This window comes from Algoriphagus aquimarinus (assembly GCF_007997215.1).
Taxonomy (GTDB): Bacteria; Bacteroidota; Bacteroidia; order Cytophagales; family Cyclobacteriaceae; genus Algoriphagus; species Algoriphagus aquimarinus_A.
On the sequence record NZ_VORW01000013.1, the window covers coordinates 74681 to 93317 of the forward strand.

The 18637-nt window shown below is 40.0% G+C and carries 17 protein-coding genes; 8 read left to right on the plus strand and 9 right to left on the minus strand.

Annotated elements, in window-relative coordinates:
• Positions 1 to 288: 288 nt before the first annotated feature.
• The 3 genes from proB (at position 289) to purN (ending at position 3449) form a co-directional block, all read left to right on the plus strand.
• On the plus strand, positions 289 to 1371 hold the full coding sequence (proB, locus tag ESV85_RS15935; protein ID WP_146919323.1) for a glutamate 5-kinase: 1083 nt from the start codon (positions 289 to 291) through the stop codon (positions 1369 to 1371).
• Positions 1364 to 2605 carry a glutamate-5-semialdehyde dehydrogenase gene (locus ESV85_RS15940; protein ID WP_146919325.1) on the plus strand — a complete coding sequence of 414 codons (1242 nt, stop codon included), beginning with the start codon at positions 1364 to 1366 and terminating at the stop codon, positions 2603 to 2605. Before proB ends, ESV85_RS15940 begins: the two co-directional genes overlap by 8 nt.
• 286 nt (positions 2606 to 2891) lie before the next feature.
• The gene (purN, locus tag ESV85_RS15945; protein WP_146919327.1) at positions 2892 to 3449 is read left to right on the plus strand and encodes a phosphoribosylglycinamide formyltransferase; all 558 of its coding nucleotides are present in this window, start codon (positions 2892 to 2894) and stop codon (positions 3447 to 3449) included.
• Positions 3450 to 3506: 57 nt separating this feature from the next.
• On the opposite strand, the gene ESV85_RS15950 is transcribed toward purN, so the two are convergent.
• A complete protein-coding gene (locus ESV85_RS15950) occupies positions 3507 to 4679 on the minus strand; it encodes a dicarboxylate/amino acid:cation symporter (protein ID WP_146919329.1) in 1173 nt (390 codons plus the stop codon).
• A gap of 158 nt (positions 4680 to 4837) precedes the next feature.
• On the opposite strand from ESV85_RS15950, the gene ESV85_RS15955 reads away from it, so the two are divergent.
• Both ESV85_RS15955 and ESV85_RS15960 read left to right on the plus strand, forming a co-directional pair.
• On the plus strand, positions 4838 to 5377 hold the full coding sequence (locus ESV85_RS15955; RefSeq protein WP_146919330.1) for a DUF4924 family protein: 540 nt from the start codon (positions 4838 to 4840) through the stop codon (positions 5375 to 5377).
• Between the two features lie 123 nt (positions 5378 to 5500).
• Positions 5501 to 6211, plus strand: a complete 711-nt coding sequence (locus tag ESV85_RS15960; protein WP_146919332.1) for an endonuclease/exonuclease/phosphatase family protein — start codon at positions 5501 to 5503, stop codon at positions 6209 to 6211.
• A 34-nt stretch (positions 6212 to 6245) separates the two neighbouring features.
• On the opposite strand, the gene ESV85_RS15965 is transcribed toward ESV85_RS15960, so the two are convergent.
• Positions 6246 to 8174 carry an IGHMBP2 family helicase gene (locus ESV85_RS15965; RefSeq protein WP_146919334.1) on the minus strand — a complete coding sequence of 643 codons (1929 nt, stop codon included), beginning with the start codon at positions 8172 to 8174 and terminating at the stop codon, positions 6246 to 6248.
• Between the two features lie 63 nt (positions 8175 to 8237).
• On the opposite strand from ESV85_RS15965, the gene ESV85_RS15970 reads away from it, so the two are divergent.
• Both ESV85_RS15970 and ESV85_RS15975 read left to right on the plus strand, forming a co-directional pair.
• Positions 8238 to 8843: an ACP phosphodiesterase gene (locus ESV85_RS15970; RefSeq protein WP_146919336.1), complete on the plus strand. Its 606-nt coding sequence runs from the start codon at positions 8238 to 8240 to the stop codon at positions 8841 to 8843.
• Entirely contained in the window at positions 8830 to 9285 is a 456-nt protein-coding gene (locus tag ESV85_RS15975; protein WP_146919338.1) for a hypothetical protein, read from the plus strand. Before ESV85_RS15970 ends, ESV85_RS15975 begins: the two co-directional genes overlap by 14 nt.
• Positions 9286 to 9549: 264 nt before the next feature.
• On the opposite strand, the gene ESV85_RS15980 is transcribed toward ESV85_RS15975, so the two are convergent.
• The 5 genes from ESV85_RS15980 to ESV85_RS16000 all read right to left on the minus strand — a co-directional run bounded on the left by ESV85_RS15980 (position 9550) and on the right by ESV85_RS16000 (position 16315).
• Positions 9550 to 10089, minus strand: coding sequence for an inorganic diphosphatase (locus tag ESV85_RS15980; protein WP_092899840.1), 540 nt, complete (start codon positions 10087 to 10089; stop codon positions 9550 to 9552).
• Between the two features lie 90 nt (positions 10090 to 10179).
• Entirely contained in the window at positions 10180 to 11265 is a 1086-nt protein-coding gene (locus ESV85_RS15985) for a hybrid sensor histidine kinase/response regulator (RefSeq protein ID WP_146919340.1), read from the minus strand.
• Positions 11258 to 13360, minus strand: a complete 2103-nt coding sequence (locus ESV85_RS15990; protein WP_146919342.1) for a 7TM diverse intracellular signaling domain-containing protein — start codon at positions 13358 to 13360, stop codon at positions 11258 to 11260. The genes ESV85_RS15985 and ESV85_RS15990 overlap by 8 nt, the downstream gene beginning before the upstream one ends.
• Entirely contained in the window at positions 13357 to 14043 is a 687-nt protein-coding gene (locus tag ESV85_RS15995) for a hypothetical protein (protein ID WP_146919344.1), read from the minus strand. The genes ESV85_RS15990 and ESV85_RS15995 overlap by 4 nt, the downstream gene beginning before the upstream one ends.
• A gap of 4 nt (positions 14044 to 14047) precedes the next feature.
• Positions 14048 to 16315, minus strand: a complete 2268-nt coding sequence (locus ESV85_RS16000; protein WP_146919346.1) for an Rv1355c family protein — start codon at positions 16313 to 16315, stop codon at positions 14048 to 14050.
• 210 nt (positions 16316 to 16525) lie between these two features.
• On the opposite strand from ESV85_RS16000, the gene ESV85_RS16005 reads away from it, so the two are divergent.
• Positions 16526 to 16999 (plus strand): response regulator, encoded by a 474-nt coding sequence (locus ESV85_RS16005; RefSeq protein WP_146919348.1) that lies wholly within the window; start codon positions 16526 to 16528, stop codon positions 16997 to 16999.
• 1 nt (position 17000) lies between these two features.
• On the opposite strand, the gene ESV85_RS16010 is transcribed toward ESV85_RS16005, so the two are convergent.
• Both ESV85_RS16010 and tsaE read right to left on the minus strand, forming a co-directional pair.
• Positions 17001 to 18212, minus strand: a complete 1212-nt coding sequence (locus tag ESV85_RS16010; RefSeq protein ID WP_146919350.1) for an alanine dehydrogenase — start codon at positions 18210 to 18212, stop codon at positions 17001 to 17003.
• Entirely contained in the window at positions 18202 to 18633 is a 432-nt protein-coding gene (tsaE, locus tag ESV85_RS16015; protein ID WP_191322032.1) for a tRNA (adenosine(37)-N6)-threonylcarbamoyltransferase complex ATPase subunit type 1 TsaE, read from the minus strand. Before tsaE ends, ESV85_RS16010 begins: the two co-directional genes overlap by 11 nt.
• Between the last annotated feature and the right edge of the window lie 4 nt (positions 18634 to 18637).

Sequence of the window (18637 nt, forward strand, 5' to 3'; positions counted from 1 at the left end):
CTAGCACCAATACTCAATATGAGCTAAGAATAGTGAGTATAAAAGAATACCAGCAATCTTAACTTTAAAAATTAAGCTAATGATTTTTTCAAAAGAACTAACCAAATAATATAATAGGTGTTTTGTTCATTTCATTCCCCCATAAAAAGAGTTGATTACTATTTCAGAGAATATTGAATGAAGAATGAGAAATAATGAATGAAGAAGTTCGCACCATAAACTGTACTTCCTCGTTCATTTTTAGCTATTCCACCCCATCTTGCCTATTTTCAGGCAAATTTTTCAATCATGCTAGACAGCAAATTACTTGTAATCAAGATCGGGTCAAATGTCCTGACTCAGGAAAACGGACTTCCTGATGTGGAGCGTATGGAGAAACTTGTGGCTCAAATCCAGTATTTGACTTCACTTGGAAAGAAAGTAGTGTTGGTGAGCTCAGGTGCAGTAGCGTTTGGGAGACAGGCCATTCCACTTCCAGAGAAACTCAATCCTGTGATCAAAAAGCAAATTTGGGCTTCAACAGGACAAATCCGCCTGATCAATCAATACCAAAACTTCTTCGAAAAGCATAAGCAGCCCGTTGCTCAGATCCTGGTGACCAAGGAGGATTTTCGTGACAGAAAGCATTTCCTGAACATGAAGAACTGTGTGCAAGCCTTGCTTTCACAGGGTATTTTACCCATCATCAATGAAAATGATACGGTCACGATCACCGAGTTGATGTTCACGGATAATGATGAACTGGCAAGCCTTGCCGCTGCGATGATCAATGCAGACACGATGATGTTACTGACAAATGTGGACGGGATTTTCACTGGAAACCCCTCTGATCCAAGTTCGGAACTCATAGAAAAAGTATCTTCCAGCATGCCAGAAGTGTCTAATTATATTTCTGCTTCCAAGTCATCCTTCGGGCGCGGTGGCATGCTCACTAAATACGCGATGGCCAAGAAATCGGCTGATCTCGGCATTCAAGTGATTATTGCCAATGGCAAGCGAGAGAATGTCTTGGAAGAGTTTGCTGACAAAAGCTTGCGATGCACTTGGTTTGAACCTCAAAAAGCAAAGCACGGCGCGAAGAAATGGCTAGCTCACGGCGAACAGTATTACGTGGGCGAAGTCACCATCAATGAGGGTGCAAAAAGCTCGCTAACTGCCGAAGTGATTCGTAGTCTCTTGCCGATAGGAATTATTAAACTCGAAGGAGAGTTCTCCAAGGGAGATATCTTGCTGATTCGCGATGAGTCAGGACACAAAATCGGTCTGGGTCGTGCGGAATATTCTTCCAAAGTAGCCAATGAAAGGATTGGCCAAAAGAACCAAAAAGCATTAATCCATTACGATTACCTATATATTTTCGATCATGACTGAGTACCAACATATATTTGAAGGAGTAAAAAAAGGAGCTAGAAAACTGACTGGACTCAGCAATGAGAAAGTCAATCAAGTCCTGCATAACCTGGCGATTTTAGCGGTGGAAAACACCTATTTTCTCCTAGAAGAAAACCAAAAAGATCTGGATCGAATGGATCAGGACAATCCTATGTACGATAGGCTTTTGCTGACAGAAGAGCGAATCCAAAATATCGCTGGGGAAATCATCCAAGTGAGCGCTTTACCAAGTCCTTTGCATCATGTGCTGGAGAGCAAAACCCTAGAAAACGGGCTTTCTCTTGAGAAAACTACTGTACCTCTCGGCGTGATTGGAATTATCTACGAGGCTAGGCCAAATGTAACTTTTGATGTATTCACTCTGGCTCTGAAATCCGGTAACGGACTGGTGTTGAAAGGCGGTTCTGATGCAGATTACTCCAATCGCGCGATCATGAGCTTGATTCATCAAGTCTTGGAGAATAATGATTTGCCTACTTCAGCATTCCAACTTTTGCCTGCCGATCGAGCAGCCACTAAAGCACTTTTGGAAGCAGTTGGCTTTGTGGATGTGATTATTCCACGTGGTTCTCAGGGATTGATCAATTTCGTGAGAGAAAATGCAAAAGTGCCTGTGATAGAAACAGGGGCAGGAATCGTGCATACTTATGTGGATGAATCTGCGGATTTGGAAAAGGCTAAGGAAATCATCTTCAATGCCAAAACCCGTAGGCCTAGCGTCTGCAACTCTCTTGATTGCCTCGTGATTCATGAAAGTCACTTACCTGTCTTAAATGACTTAATCCAACCTATGCTGGAAAGAAAGGTTCAGGTTTATGCGGATGAGAAAGCCTATGAAGCTTTGAATTCCAGTGAACTGATTTCAAAAGCTGATGAATCACATTTCGGAACAGAATTTCTCGGACTCAAACTAGCTATCAAAACCGTAGCAAATCTGGATGAGGCACTGGATCATATTGAAGCCTATTCGTCCAAGCATTCTGAGGCGATTGTAGCAGAAAATCAGGAAACCATTGATCGATTCCTGCTAGAAGTAGATGCTGCGGCTGTTTACGCAAATGCATCCACAGCATTCACGGACGGCGCACAATTCGGACTTGGAGCCGAAATCGGCATCAGCACTCAGAAACTCCACGCTCGTGGCCCAATGGCTCTAAAAGAACTATGTAGCTATAAGTGGATTGTGAGAGGAAATGGGCAGGTTAGAAGTTAGTTGTCAGTAATCAGTTTGCAATGATCAGTTTGCAGTTTGTCACCCTGAGCGGAGTCGAAGGGCCAACCCAAAATTCGCTGCGCCTCCCGTACAGCTGTCGGGAGCGCCGCCGCTAGAGACTTTAAAAACAAGCTGCACCTTCGCGCCTCCGGTAGCTATCGGGAGCGGGAGAATTCAGAATTTGAATTTTAAAACCTTCGAGGTTAGAAAAAAACCTCAAAGGTTATCTACCTATACGGGAGATATGCCTTAATTTCGCATCAACCCACCAAAATCGCATATTCCCTTGAAACGTCTCGCAATCTTAGCCTCTGGATCTGGCAGTAATGCTGAAAAGATCATAGAGCATTTTCAGAATTCCGAAATAGCAGAAATTGCACTTGTTGCCTCCAACAAGGCTGAAGCTTTTGTGCTGGAGCGGGCAAAGAAATTCGGCGTTCCTACTTTTACTTTTTCCCGAAAGGAAATGGACGCAGGTGTTTTACTGGAGAAATTACAGGAAGAAAACATCGATTGGGTGATTCTAGCAGGTTTTTTACTCAAAATCCCAGTTGAGTTGACGAGAGCTTTCCCTGATAGAATGGTGAATATTCATCCGGCACTTTTGCCAAAATACGGAGGAAAAGGAATGTATGGAAGCTTCGTCCATGAAGCTGTAAAAGCTGCTGGAGACGCCGAGACAGGCATCACCATTCATCTGGTCAATGAGAATTACGACGAAGGAAGAATAGTTTTCCAAGCCTCCACCCCAGTCACTTCAGAGGACACTCCAGAGTCCATCGCAGAAAAAGTGCATGCCTTGGAGCACAAGCACTTTCCTGAGGTGATTGAAGGATTGTTGTAATAACCGACTTACAAGTCCATAGCAAGGATTCTTTTCGGGATTTTTAAATCTGCGTTTTTACGCCGTCTTTTCCCGTGTAATTTTATCCACTACCAAAGCGATGGCGCCATCACCAGTCACGTTGCAAGCTGTGCCAAAACTATCCATGGCAATATAAAGAGCGATCATCAAACCGATCATTTCCTCACTGAATCCAAGCATGGATTGCAGTACTCCAATCGCCGCCATAATCGCTCCTCCAGGCACTCCAGGAGCAGCTACCATCGCGACACCCAGCATAAAAATAAATCCGACAAACATCCCAAAGTCATAAGGAACGCCTTCCAGAATCATCAAAGCCATGGCACATGCCGTGATTTTCATAATACTTCCAGAAAGGTGAATCGTAGCACAAAGCGGAATCACAAAACCAGCAACCTTTGGAGAAACTCCATTCTTTTCTGTCTGCTCCAAAGTAACCGGGATCGTCGCTGCAGAGGACTGCGTTCCCAATGCTGTGAAATAAGCCGGCATCATGGTAGCCAACAGTTTAAATGGGTTCTTCTTCACTATCGCACCTGTGATCACATACTGCAGGATCAACAGAAAAATATGCATCGCGAAGATCACCCCGATGATATTGAGGAATACAGAAAGGATAGAATAGACCTGTCCGCTGTAAGCCATATTTGCAAAAATCCCTAAAATAAAAATCGGCAAAAGTGGTACGATTACATTCTCGATCACCTGCATGATGATTGTCTCAAAATTCTTCACCACTTTTTTCAACATGGAATTTTCCTGATAGGAAAGTCCCAAGCCAATCACAAAAGCAAGTACCAAAGCTGACATCACATCGATCACAGCAGGGATAGTAATGCTGAAATAAGGAATTAGATCCTTTCCCCCCTCAGTGATTTCCGCAGCTTCATTCACATGAGAAGCTAATAAGGAAGGGAAAATAGTAGAGGAAGTGAAATAGCTCATAAACCCAGAGAATAACGTGGATCCATAAGCGATAGCTGCAGTGATGAGTAACATTTTACCAGCACCTTTTCCTAGGTCAGAAATGGCCGGCATAATCAGCCCAAGGATGATCAAAGGAATCACAAAGTTGAGGAATTGGCCAAAAAACGCATTGAACGTAGCAAAAATCCTGTTGATAGATTCTGGTAGGTAAAGGCCGAAAACTATACCCAAAACGATGGCTACAAAAACTTTGAAAAGAAGATTGGAGAATAATTGCTTCATATTTTAACTGGAATTCTGACTTTTTACAAGCTATTTACCCTTACTGGATATGATTTTGCTAAGATAGAAGGAAAGCAGTCTTTCAGCCTAAAGGCCGGCGAATTATTAACAGCTTTACTACTTCTTCCCTACCTTTGCCGATCTAAAACCCAGTACAAATGCAGTCAGTAGCCGAAAACAAGAAGTCAAACAACATTGCCGAATACATTATTTATATGTACCAAATGGAGGATTTGATCAGATCCTACCAAGGAAATGAAGATGAAATCAAAACCTTCGTAGTAGAGAAATATCCCGTTTCGGAGGAAGAAAAAAACAAAATAGCCGATTGGTATTTAGATCTTCTAGCTCAAATGAAGGATCAGGGTATTCTGGAAAAAGGACATCTGAATGAGCTGAATATGTTAGTTTCAGAACTTGCACAAATCCATTGGAACCTGCTCAAAACTGATCCTACCTACTTTGAAGCATATGGAAAGGCGAAGCCATTTATCATAGAAGCCGTGATGCAAGCTGAAGGACAAGATTTGGGAAATGAAATCCAGATCTGCCTCAATGGAGTTTACGGCTTACTGCTTTGCCGACTACTAGGTAGAAAAGTGTCTGATGAGCAACTGAAGTCTGCAGATTCCTACGGCGATATTCTTAGCACGCTGAACTATCATTATAAAGTGAAGAATACGATTTCGAAAAACTGATGAGAATTATCAATTCTCAATGTTCAATTGTCAATATTCAAAAATCTGTGACTCCATCACTTTATTGGGAAGAATTAGGTTGAAATAACTTGTCCGCCGTGGCGGATTGAAAAATTGAAAAATTTGAAAATTGTCACGTGGAATTGCAATGGTGCTTTTAGGAGAAAATTCAACTTTATAGATGAATTTGATGCTGATATCTATGTAATTCAAGAATGCGAGAATCCCTTAGAAACTGGCCATCTAGACTATATAGAATGGGCGAAAAATCACCTTTGGGTTGGAGACAGCAAACATAAAGGGCTTGGGATTTTCGTGAAAGGTGACATAAAACTAGAAAAACTTGAGTGGCCTACTATTTACAAAGACCATTCAGTAAAGCATTTTTTACCCTGTCTCATAAATGGAAACACACAGTTTATCGGCGTTTGGGCTCATTCTAACAAATCACCGAATTTTGGCTACATAGGTCAGTTTTGGAAATTCATCCAATTGCACAAATCAAAATTCAATGAGATTGTTATTGCTGGAGATTTTAACAGCAATGTAAAATGGGATCAATGGGATCGCTGGTGGAATCATTCAGATGTTATTCGAGAACTGAAGGAGACTAACATTGAAAGTTTATATCATACCTACTTCGAAGAACTACAGGGGAGCGAAGTACAACCCACATTTTTCCTTCAGAAAAATCTAAACAAACCCTACCACATTGATTACATTTTTGGTAGCCCAGCATTCAGAAACAACCTAGAAAAAATAGAGATGGGCAAAGTTGAGGACTGGATTAAACATAGTGATCACCTTCCCATGATTGCCGAGTTTTCAAGTTAGAATTTTTCAATCTTCAAATTTTTCAATCTTCAAATCACTCCAAAAACTCCCACACGCTTTTATACCCATCCTGCTCCTCGAAGTACTTCAGCAATTTATCAAAAAATGGATTTTGGGCAAGGGTGCTGCTATCTCCGATCAGCACCAATTTACGCTTCGCCCGGGTCAGGGCTACATTCATTCGCCGAGTATCAGCGAGGAATCCTATTTCCCCTTTCTCATTGGATCGAGTAAGGGAAATCATCATCAGATCCCGTTCCTGACCTTGGAAACCATCTACTGTATCGATGGTGATCTGTTCTTTTACTGCTTGCAAACTGGGATAATCTTCTGAATCAAAAATCAATCCTCGCAATCTCCGAACCTGAGCCCCATAGGGTGCGATCAGGCCAATCGTCCAATCATTTTGCAGGAAATTGTCTACGCCGATTCTCTCCACAAGATCATTCAGGTATTTCGCCGCAAAGAGCGCTTCTTCAGGATTGAAGGTACTTAAGCTCTCGAGCTCCTTCTGATCTGAATAGCCTGCACCCGCGGTATCTATCCATTCTAAGGCACTTTCTTCTGATGGGAAAACATGGGCTTTAGCACTTTCATCAGCTATCAGTTTCCCCTGGTAAAACTGCTCATTGGAAAAACCCATAATCACTTCAGGCATCCTGTATTGCACTTGCAGCATTTGGGCAGCTTGGGGTTTTCTGGCGATCACTTTCTCAAAAAGCGTCTCTGCAAGTCCATCTTTTGCGGCTTGATAAGACTTAATCGTAGGTGGAAGTTGGCAGTGATCGCCTGCAAATACGACTTTCTTTGCCTTCAAAATCGGAATCCAAGTTGCTGCTTCCAGTCCCTGCGCTGCTTCATCTATAAAGACCACATCAAACTCCATCCCTTTCAGATTGTAGGACGAAGCACCCACAAGTGTACAGGCAAAGACTTTTGTCTTCTGATAAATATCGTATTGTATGTATTCCTCCAGTGACTTGGACGCTTCACGCAGTCGGGAAACTTCCGCATACATCATCTTGCGCTGGACACGCTCCGCGTGCCCAAAATTGCGCTTGTATTGCTTGGCAATTTTCAGCTGCTGGTCAGTTTCTTTGCGAAGCTTCTTCAGATCTCTGTAGCTGGCATGAAAAGCTGTTTTGGCATCCAAGGTCTGATTCAAAATCTTCTCCTCCACACGTGCTGGATGGCCAAGACGCAACGTTTCAATTCCCCGATCTATCAGTTTTTCTACCAAAAGATCCACTGCAGCATTACTAGGAGCACAGACTAAAATCGATTCTCCGGCGATCACCGAATCTTGGATCGCTTCGATTAGGGTAGTTGTCTTTCCAGTTCCCGGAGGTCCGTGAACCACCGCTACATCTTTCGCATTGGCGATCAGCTCACAGGCTAGGTTTTGGGAGAAATTGAGATTGGACTTTGGTGCAAGTTGCTTTACGGAAAATTGAGGAGCCTTTTCCCCCAAGAGAATTTCTTTGAACTCTTCTACCCTCTTGTTTTCAGTAGAAATCACCCGCTTCAGCGCAAATTCCATTTCTCTATAGCTGGCCTCATCAAAAAGCAAATCCACTCCCAGTTTGCTTCCATGCATCCATTCCGGCAACTCATCGGCCTGCAAGGTGACCGTCATGGTATTTTGCTTCACAAAATTGATCACTCCTTTCACTCGATCCTCAGAAGAATTATACGACTCATGAGTGCTGAAAAATGACACAGACTTACCAGAGTTAAAGGCTGATGCATAATTGGAATCTGAGCGCTCTACTTCTACCAGCAGACGCTCACCCATCCCAATTTTGCTCTTTTTCAAATGAACAGGATGCCAAGTGATGCCAGCCTTTTTCTTATCTGCAAGAGAGGAATTCAGAAATTTCTGCTTGTATTGGGCAAGATCTTCCTGCCATTCCAGCTTTAAAAGTTTCAGACCTTTCTTTAATTCCTCCGTGACTTTGTCCATCAATGCGTATTTTAGCCCGAAACTAATGAAAACCTCCCGTGTTTTCCCAACCAATCGATTTCAATGAACTATCTAGCACACGCATATCTTTCTTTTGGTCAAGATGAAGTGCTTGTGGGAAATTTCATGGGAGATTTTGTGAAAGGGAAAATGATGAACACGTTTCCAGAGGAAGTCCAGAATGGGATTAAACTCCATCGGGCAATAGACAAGTTCACGGATACGCATCCACTTGTACGGGCAGGACAGAGTTATCTGAGACCAAAATTTGGGCATTATTCTACCGTCATCACAGACATTTACTTTGATTATTACCTGTCAAAAAACTGGGAGAAATATTCACCTATTCCTCTTGAGGACTTTATCCAAAAAACCTTTAGTACGCTGAAGCATTACCGCCAACTTTTTCCAGATCGCTTCGCAAATATGTTTCAATGGATGGTGCAGGATAATTGGCTTTTGAAATACGGAGAAATTAAAGGAATCGAACAAACGTTCACAGGAATGTCCCGAAGAACCAGCTTTGATTCCAAGATGGAAGTAGCACATTTAGCCTTATTGGAGAAAGAAGCAGAATTTCAGGTGATATTCTTCGCTTTTTTCGAGGATTTGGAGACTTTTGCACGAGAGAAATTAAAAGAAATCCAAGAATCCAATGCTGGTCATTAAGCCTAAAGTATCCACTTACATTTCATTGAGCCTAGTGCTACTCATTCTCATCTCGGGTTTAGTGTATATCCTCAGAGATTTTGCCTACACAGGAAGTTTCGGGATTTGGTTTTATCTGATTGCCTGTACGCTGATCACTTTGGTGATCCTGATGCTTCTGGTAAAAATGCTTGCTGGATATAGATTTATAACAGCAGGGAGAGATCAGATCATCGTCAAACTACCCTTGAGAGGATACACCAAAACTTATCCAGTTGCTCAGATTCTAGCTTGGGAGGAGGAAATCGTGAAGGCTAATAAGAAGGAATTTCGCCAGGTGACCATAGCTTTTACAGATCAACAATCAATCTCAGTATCTAATCACGAACATGAGGCCTATTCAGACCTAGTCGCATATTTAGCTAAAAAAGCGGGGAAACAGAAGGTGAAAGGGAAGAAGTGAGAAGATATGATGTCCGATGCATGATGCCGATGCTGCTGAAATTGAAAATGAAGTAAGTGGTAAAAGGTGAAAAGTGGGAAGTCTTCTCCACCGTTCGTATATCACGAATGGTCATGGACAGTCCAGCTTCTGGAGAAGCAGGACAACAATTGAAGTAGTAACACGAGCTATATTTCCAAACGGCGCTCTCCGCGTAACCTTTGTGTGCTTTGCTGTAAAATCACTAAAAGCAAAAAAGCCTGAGATCAATCTCAGGCTTCTTGTTTATCGTTTCGTTCGGAAATTCTGATCATAAAGATCAACGCTTTCTCGGATGATTCGCATCGCATCCTCTTTGCCTAGGAAGTCTTCTACTTTTACTTCTTTGTTTTCGAGCTTCTTGTAATCTTCAAAGAATCTATGAACTTCCTTCATCAAATGTGGAGGAAGATCGTCAATATCATTGATGTAGTTTACCGATTGATCGCCAGCTGCAACAGCAATGATTTTATCATCTGCTTCACCACCATCAATCATTCGCATCACTCCGATCACCTTTGCCTCCACCAAACACATAGAAGGAATATCAATCTGAGAAATGATCAGGATATCCAATGGATCATGGTCTTCACAGAAAGTCTGTGGAATAAAACCATAATTTGCTGGGTAATGCACCGCAGAGAAGAGCACACGGTCAAGCATAAGCATGCCAGTTTTCTTGTCCAACTCGTATTTTCCTTTGCTACCCTTAGGTATTTCAATTACTCCTGTTACGAATTCAGGGGCATTTTTCCCGATGTTGACGTCATGCCAGGGATTAATCATAATATCTTGAATTAGTTAATAAAAAGTGAAGCTTCTCGCAAAGCACTTGCAAAGATAGGATTTAGCTTGAAAATGACCAGTAACCTGTCATTATTTCATATTCGGCAAAGTGACTTTGAAAGTAGTCCCAGAACCAAATACTGATTCCAAATCAATTTTTCCACCCATTTGCTCTACGGCTTCTTTGACCATATAGAGCCCCAAACCGGTCCCTACATTTCTCTGGGTAGCACGTGTGAATAAATTGAATACATCTGCATGATGCTTCTCCTCTATCCCTATCCCATTATCTTCCAAGACAATAACGGATTCGGATTCGGCTACGTCCACTCTTAGGCTAATTCTTTTTTCGATTTGATCTACTCGCTGAAATTGTACAGAATTGCTAAAGAGGTTATTGAGTATTACTCGGATTTTCGCATCATCAGAGGAAAAAGCATTTTCTTGGTTGATCTGAATATCGATACGAATATCTTTTATGTCAAATTTAGCTCTGTAAGCAGCTAATTGTTGATCTACAATATCGTTAAAGTTGATTTTCGTAATCTTATTATCAATTTTAGTCGATCTATAGAAGTCAAGCATCTTATAGATAAAATCATCCAGCTTTCCTGTGGCACTATCAATCATGTCAAAATACTCTGCAGCTTCCGGGTCTTTCAGTTCCATTTTAGCCAGTTTGGACACGCCTGAAATACTCATCAACGGACCTCTCAACTCATGTGATAAGCTATACACAAATTGATTCATCTCCGAATGTAGCTTTTTGAGTTTCAGATTCTTATCCTTCAACTCGCGGCGCATGAAGAAAATATCCGCAGCATTTTTAATAGAGTTTTTTATCTGCTCGATATTCCAAGGCTTGTCAATAAATCTATATACCTCACCCTTGTTTATAGCATCTATCACTGACGCTATGTCCGAATATCCCGTAAGCAAAATCCGAATCGGATCAGGATTAAACTTCACCAATTCCTCAAAAAACTCCGTTCCCGTCATTCCGGGCATTCTCTGATCAGCAATTACTACGTGAACTTCTTCCTCCCTTGCAATTCTTAATCCTTCGTCTGCATCAATAGCAGTAAAAATTTTAAAATCTTTTCTTAATGTAGCTCTGAAGGACTTAAGGTTATTATCCTCATCATCTATATAGAGGACATGAATTTTATCATTCATAGCGTTGGGTACTTTGATGTATAGGAAGAGTTATTTTAAAGGTAGTACCCTGGTTCTCTTCCGAAATTACTTCCAGCGTTCCTTTGTGATTCTCAATAATAGAATAAACTATTGAAAGACCCAAACCTGTTCCTTTACCTACAGCTTTTGTGGTGAAGAAAGGTTCAAAAATTCGTTTTTTGACATGCTCAGGCATACCCGGACCATTATCTATAATTTCAATCGTTATAGAATCTAATAAAGATCTGGTTCGTATTTCTATAATAGGGTCATTAATGGTGTCAATATGATCAGCCAAGGCATGAACTGCATTGTTGATAATATTCATAAATACCTGATTGATTTTACCCGCCAGACATTCGACTAATGGCAACTCGCCGAAATCACGGATGATTCGAATTTTCGTTGGCATCGTACTATTTAGCAAGATAATCGTGCTGTTGATGCCATCATGGAGATCAACTTTCTTAACATCTTGCTCATCCACACGTGAAAAAAGACGTAATCCTTTCACAATTTCAACTGTCCTTCTAGCGCCATCATCCATTCCCTTCAGCAATTGTTCCACTTCATCAAGCACATAATCAAGCTCTAAATCTTCCTCTAGTTGCTTGGCTGCTTTTTGTGAATCGAGCGTAAATTCTTTTGCCCCCGTGGCTCTATAAAACTCTATAACTTCCATTATGTCCTTAATATCACGTTTTAAAGGCATGATATTAGAACTCACAAAGTTGATCGGGTTATTGATTTCGTGAGCTATACCAGCTGTCAGCTGACCAAGAGAAGCCATTTTCTCTTGATTTACCAACTGGCTCTGCGTATTCTGTAGATTACGGAGTACTTGCTCCAACTCATCAGTTCTTATTCGGACTTTTTCCTCTAGCATCGCATTTTGCTCGCGAACCAGTTGATCATTTTTGTTCAAGGCATCTACGAGTTCTAGCTGCTCTTTCTCTTTTTCTTTTTTCAAAATATTTATTTTGTCAGCTAGCGCAAAAGAAAGTAAAAGCGCTTCACATGCTGAACCAAAAGTAAATACATAATTAGTGAAAAAATTATTTGATATAATATTCAGATCAGTAAGTAAGAAAATGATCATACTTAAAATCAATAATGACCATGAAATCAAGAAAAACTTAGCTGGTCTATACCCCTTTCTATAACTATAAATCGATATAAATAGAAGGTAGAAAGGTACTATACCTAGAAAAACTTGCAATACACGTACTCGAGAATTAATCGATCCGAGATCGAAAAAGAAGGCCAAGAAGACCAGAATATATACACCTATTATACCTAGACCTGCCAGCCATAAATTTTTATTAAACTCTTTAATTATCAAAAACTTAAGGGAGTAATAAATCCCCACCATATTTACTAAAACTGTAAATAGGAAATAGGAATTTTGCTTCAAAAATAGGTTGCCTGGCCAAAGATATACATCAAGATATCCTGCTATAACCCCCTGAGTCATACCTACTACCAAAATGTAGGTAATGTATATCCCATATATTCCATCCTTTGTAGAAAACCAAAGGAATAGATTGTAAAAAAACATAGCTATTACAATACCGAAATATATCCCAAACAACACATTCCTCTCATCAATTGTAAGCTGAAAATCGTTTTCATCTACCAGATCAATGGGAACAGTTACACTTCCAAAACTATTTACCTTAACGTAATAGGTTAGCCCCTGCTCTTGAGAAAGCCATGTGGTATTAAAAAAACTCCCGTAATCATCCTTTGTAAAATTCATTCTACCGAGAGATGCTACTTTTTTTGCATTGGCATCATACACTTCAATTTCCGTTAACATAGGATTATTAAAGCTCAGCAAAATCTCATCGGTCAAAAATATATCCTCGCTAATTATCAGTTTTATAAATAGAGACTTCTCGAAATGTCCTAAAGAAATATACTGATTGGTGATAGGTAAGAGTGAGTCCGGATCGTAATTGATAAAAGAGTTAATATCATCAACTGCATCCGATTCAATAACATATCCTAAGTAGTCAAAATCCTGTTCACTAGACTTACTAGAACAAGAAGATAGGAGAGCAAAAAAAGAGATGTATAAAAATATTTTTGTCATTCTATGTAAGATGTATATTCAAGCACTACTTTTCTACCGCGATAGTTTTCCTCAATTACCAAGCGATCGTTTTCCCGAATCATTGCTACAGATTCTCTAAATTCCGGAGAAGTTAACGGAAGGTTTATTGCATCATATAATTTCATAGCTGTGGCAATCAAATCCAGCTTGGGATAATAAAAAGTCCCATTGTTACCTATTTGGCTCAAAATTTCATACCCCGTTTCATGCCCAAGCTTGACAGTAGTAGGTGCCAACAGTGCATAAAGAGAAGTAAGTCCTAATTTAGGCGCTAAAGCTAGACAGGCTTTTGACATAAATATAGCCCCTATTCCTAATCCTGTAATTTTTCTTGAGTTCCATAGCCCACAAATCTCTCCAGTCCCAGCATCAATATCTTCACTAATTATACCTCTAATTGAAATATCGAGGTCTTCTATGGCTTCTTCTATTGGTAGTTTAAATTGAGAATTAGCTTTATGAACCCTTGCTCCACCATAGATCAAACCATCCTCCATGGACTCCACTATTACCACAATTACATCAGGATTCTTCACCCAAAGATCATTGGCTGAGGTAACCTTTTTCACCCCTATACTTTCAAGAACCTGTCGATGTCCTTCTATAAATTTTTGACACCTTTCTGGATCATCCACTGCCTTAAATGCTATAAGTTTAAACATAGGCTTATAGAATAATCAAACTTTCAGAAACATCTCTTCTAAAGGAGCGCATAGAAGGATCACTTGCTCTATTGATTCGTACCATAAACATCTCTTCTTTCTGATTCTCGAGATTAAATATAGTATTGAGTTGGCTTTTAAAAAGTATAATCTGCTCTTTTTCCGCGGAATTAAATCCAGTACTTTCTTCTCGATTCACTCTATGAAAAATAAATAAAGACGCAGATATAGGCTGAACACTATAGCCAGTAAGATTTGCTTTCATCCAAACTCTCTGAAGAACAGCACCAGACTTAAGAAATGCCTCAGGAGTATACTCATCTGCCTCTAGCATCATGACAGCTCCAGCTGTAAGTACAGTTTGATCAGAAATTTTTGTTAACCCATAACCCAAATCATTCTTTCTAAAGAATTCCACCGTTCCTGGATCGCGAACAAGTCCGATGGCAGCTCTTTCAACGTTGCCCATTTCTAAAGTAGCTATGTCTATACCATCTTTAGTATCTCTAGCATCTTTGTCGGACCAGCGTATCTCATTCATAAAATCTGCGTAACCCTGCTCATGAAGTAAGCGAAGTCTATCCATTCCACCTAGAATTGGTGCAAGCTGCTCTAACACTCCCAAATCATCCTGAACTTCTAGCGTTACTCCTAGATCTTCAGCTAATAATTTAAACTCTTGGATTTCCTCAGGACTTATTAGCTCTCTTTCTTCATTTTTCCTATTAGTGCACCTCAAATCAATCCCTTTAGCAAGGTTAGCATGCAGAACAGTGTATGGACTGTCTATTTTAGAATAGAACAAAACAGAGGCTATCAAATCTTCATCAAATTGAGCGATTTGATAATGGATACTCAATTCAAGCCCCATATTTGCCCCCGTCAATCTGATAATCTCCAATGCAGCGCCAAAAGCGAGCAAAGATCCAGTACCTAAATAGTCAAGGAGTGATTCACTTTTATCCTTATCATGAATCAAATGTAAAACCCCTTCTTTATCAAAAATCCACTTCCATGGTTGGCTATTACCTCCTGAAGGAGCAGTATTCGCCTTTTGTATCAAATATTTTAACTCTTCTTCACTTAACTTATACGTTGATTTATATTTCCCAGCAGGAAGATGTTGAACAAAATCCTCCGTAGCCTTAACTGACTTCTTTGAAACTAAAGGAATCTCTTCACTTTCTTTTTTAATTAATTCATCAAGATCCACATAGTATCTTCCTGACTCAATTTTTTCACCAAGTAGCAATTTACGAGAAGCATGAGAAACTGTAGCTCCTCCTAGATACACAGCGGACGCCAGCTGCGGCCATGAAGCAATCGTTTGATTCACCTCTAGAAGCGACACCTTCATTCTAGTAGAAACAGTGCTAATCCCTGTAATTTTTAAAGCCATTGGGACTTTCTGCTTACTAGTCAGTCCCTGAAGATCAGTAAATTTAAGATCACCAATTAATCCGTGAAAAATAGCTCTATTTGGCTCTAAGTCAAACCTTTCTACATCTAGCATACCTCGGTCTGAGGTCTCCATTAATACAGGGATACGCTTAGCCTTCGCCTTTTCCCTAGCTAGCGCTTTAATATCTAAACTATCACACTCATCTATTAAAAGATCTAGGTCTCCTCCTCCACTAAGAAAATCACCTATATTCTCTTCACTTATACCATCTCTAAAAACTGTGATTTTCAAGTATGGATCAATTTCAGAAATCTCCCGAGCTGCAATGACTACTTTCTCCACTCCAAGGTCTGTTACTCCAGCCTTTATTCTATTGAGATTACTTAATTCCAAGGTATCGAAATCTGCAAGTCTGAGTTCACCACAACCTCTCTCTAATGCGATTGCAAAAGCAATACTCTGCCCAACAGATAATCCAATTATCCCTATTTTTTTCTTCCTAAGTTCTTCCTGCTCTTTGGAAGTAATTTTATAATTATTTCTCTGGGTCCTTACAAGAACAAATTCTTCTTCCGGAAGCAATCTTACCAAGATATTCTTCCAAGGAAAGAAAACCCATGCTCCATACTTTTCTCTATCATTTTCCCTAAAAAAATCAGAAACAAGAGCAGCTAATTCTAAATCAGAAAATGATTTTGCGGGATTCTTTGCTTTGATCAACTCAGCCATCTGACTATTTAGCTGATCAACAGCACGTACATAAGGTGAATCAAGTAATTCCTTTACCTTAAGAATATCCTGTAAATCATTTAACTGATAAATAATAGGAGAAATCTGACGGTGGAAATCAAATTGTGAACTAGGAAGCATTTATATTATCGGGGGTGACAAGACTGAGTAAAGTTAGTTTTTTCAGTTATAAGTCCAATTATTTAGTTTTTATTTTACTCATCCTTAAATATAGTATTTTGAGTGATTATCAACAGCTTATTAAATACTAATTAAAGAAGGGTAAGTTTATTTTTAAGAAAAGAGTCTTTAAATTGTAATGTATCAATCGATTTTAATCAAATTTGTGGAATGGAAGGCACACCGCAGGAAAAAATCAAAATCCTTTACGTAGATGATGAAGAAAATAATCTTCAAGCATTTAAGGCTACTTTTAGAAGAGATTATGCCATTTTCTTAGCAATAGACGCTAATACCGCTCGTGAAACACTAAAAACACAAGTAGTCGACATCATAATTACCGATCAAAGAATGCCAGGGGAAACTGGTGTGGAATTTTTAGAATCTATCATCCCTATTTATCCAAACCCAATCCGGATTCTATTGACGGGATACACAGATATTCAGGCTGTTATTGATGCGATTAACAAGGGGCAAGTTTATCACTACCTGACTAAACCTTGGGAGGAAGACTACCTACGAACCGTCATAAAAAATGCTTTTGAAATCTATCAGCTTCGTCGAGAAAATGAAAAATTGACTCAAGCCTTGATCAAATCAAATGATCAGCTGGAGTTTATCCTTAGACAAAATCTACTTTCCTAAGTTAATATCTAGCAGCCAGTAATAACTGCAATTCCTTATGGCTGATACCAAACTTCCTACCCATATAGGCGTTCGTCAAACTCCCTCTATAAGTATAGACTCCCCTCAAAAACCATTTGTAATTGAATATCATTTCTTCGGCACCGCCTAGGTCTGCCATTTGAAGGATGATCGGGGTAAAAATATTACTCAAAGAATAAGAGGCCGTTCTTGCCACACGCGAAGCAATATTAGGAACGCAATAATGAATAATATCATGAACTTGGTAGACTGGCTCATCGTGAGAAGTCATTTTCCCTGTCTCAATGCATCCTCCCTCATCAATAGCTACATCAATGATGATACTTCCGTGCATCATATTGGCTACCATTTCTTCAGATACTACAATTTTATTCCTGCCTTTTTCGGCTCTTAAAGCACCGATTACCACATCTGCCTCAGACAAAGCTTGATTTAGACTGAAATTATCAATGGTTGAGGTATAGATCTGCTGACCAAGTAGCTGCTTGAGTCTTCGAAGTTTATATATATGATTGTCAAAAACCTTAATGTTAGCACCTAAGCCCAATGCAGTTCTGGCGGCATATTCGGCAACAGTTCCTGCTCCGATGATCACTACTTGAGTCGGTGGCACTCCAGTCACTCCTCCCATAATCAACCCCTTGCCATTATTTTCACTGGAGAGGTATTCAGCAGCTATCAGCATCACGGTACTTCCTGCTATCTCTGACATTGCTCTCACCACAGGCATTCCTCCTACTTTGTCTTCCAAATACTCGAAAGCAACCGCAGTGATTTTTTTCCTATTCAGTGTTTGGATAAACTCCTGGTCCTGACCTTCGAGCTGCAATGCTGAGATCAGGCAACTTCCCTGATTCATGTATTCTATCTCCTCCTGCGTAGGCGGATCAATTTTAAGGACAACATCCGACTCAAAAACCTCTTTCTTTGAACTGGTCACTTTTGCGCCAGCATCAGAAAAATCCTGATCTGTAAACTTAGATTGCAGGCCTGCTCCAGCCTCCACTACTACACTAATACCGTTGTTTGAAAGCAAACCAACAGATTCAGGAGTAATAACAATTCGCTTCTCTTGAGTGGAGATTTCTTTAGGCAAGCCAATTACCAACGAGTGATCTCTATTTCTCACCTTGGCTGGTGATTCTTTTGGGATCATTCCCACAGCAGTAAGTTGATCTATTTCAGCTGGCATCTTTAATGTGTTGTAAGTTCAGGGTTCGTTGTGTTTCGGAATCGTTGATGATCCGAACAAGAAGAAAATTCTCAGGCAAAAATGCAGCTATTTTTTCAGCCCATTCTAACCAGCAATAATTTCCACTATAAAAATACTCTTCTATTCCGATATCCAAAGCTTCTGTAGGATCATCCATTCTATAAAAATCAAAGTGGTAAAAAATTTCACCACCTTGATTTTCATAATGATTTACAATACCAAAAGTAGGACTACTCACTTGGTCCGTGACTGAAAAGGCTTTGGAAAGAGCCTTTATAAGCGTGGTCTTACCCGCACCCATATCGCCTTGAAATATCCATACTCTTTGATCAGCAGCTGTTTCAATCACAACTTGCGCCGCTTTATCTATCTCGTCTAGCTCGTAAGTGAACTGTGTCAAATGC

Bases quoted from the DNA above. Each gene is read 5' to 3' on its own strand.
- ESV85_RS15990 (WP_146919342.1), bottom strand. From the start codon at position 13,360: ATGACAAAAATATTTTTATACATCTCTTTTTTTGCTCTCCTATCTTCT.
- ESV85_RS15975 (WP_146919338.1), top strand. From the start codon at position 8,830: ATGCTGGTCATTAAGCCTAAAGTATCCACTTACATTTCATTGAGCCTA.
- ESV85_RS16000 (WP_146919346.1), bottom strand. From the start codon at position 16,315: ATGCTTCCTAGTTCACAATTTGATTTCCACCGTCAGATTTCTCCTATT.
- ESV85_RS16010 (WP_146919350.1), bottom strand. From the start codon at position 18,212: ATGCCAGCTGAAATAGATCAACTTACTGCTGTGGGAATGATCCCAAAA.
- ESV85_RS15970 (WP_146919336.1), top strand. From the start codon at position 8,238: ATGAACTATCTAGCACACGCATATCTTTCTTTTGGTCAAGATGAAGTG.
- ESV85_RS15955 (WP_146919330.1), top strand. From the start codon at position 4,838: ATGCAGTCAGTAGCCGAAAACAAGAAGTCAAACAACATTGCCGAATAC.
- ESV85_RS15965 (WP_146919334.1), bottom strand. From the start codon at position 8,174: ATGGACAAAGTCACGGAGGAATTAAAGAAAGGTCTGAAACTTTTAAAG.
- ESV85_RS16005 (WP_146919348.1), top strand. From the start codon at position 16,526: ATGGAAGGCACACCGCAGGAAAAAATCAAAATCCTTTACGTAGATGAT.
- ESV85_RS15995 (WP_146919344.1), bottom strand. From the start codon at position 14,043: ATGTTTAAACTTATAGCATTTAAGGCAGTGGATGATCCAGAAAGGTGT.
- proB (WP_146919323.1), top strand. From the start codon at position 289: ATGCTAGACAGCAAATTACTTGTAATCAAGATCGGGTCAAATGTCCTG.
- ESV85_RS15940 (WP_146919325.1), top strand. From the start codon at position 1,364: ATGACTGAGTACCAACATATATTTGAAGGAGTAAAAAAAGGAGCTAGA.
- ESV85_RS15985 (WP_146919340.1), bottom strand. From the start codon at position 11,265: ATGAATGATAAAATTCATGTCCTCTATATAGATGATGAGGATAATAAC.
- ESV85_RS15980 (WP_092899840.1), bottom strand. From the start codon at position 10,089: ATGATTAATCCCTGGCATGACGTCAACATCGGGAAAAATGCCCCTGAA.
- ESV85_RS15950 (WP_146919329.1), bottom strand. From the start codon at position 4,679: ATGAAGCAATTATTCTCCAATCTTCTTTTCAAAGTTTTTGTAGCCATC.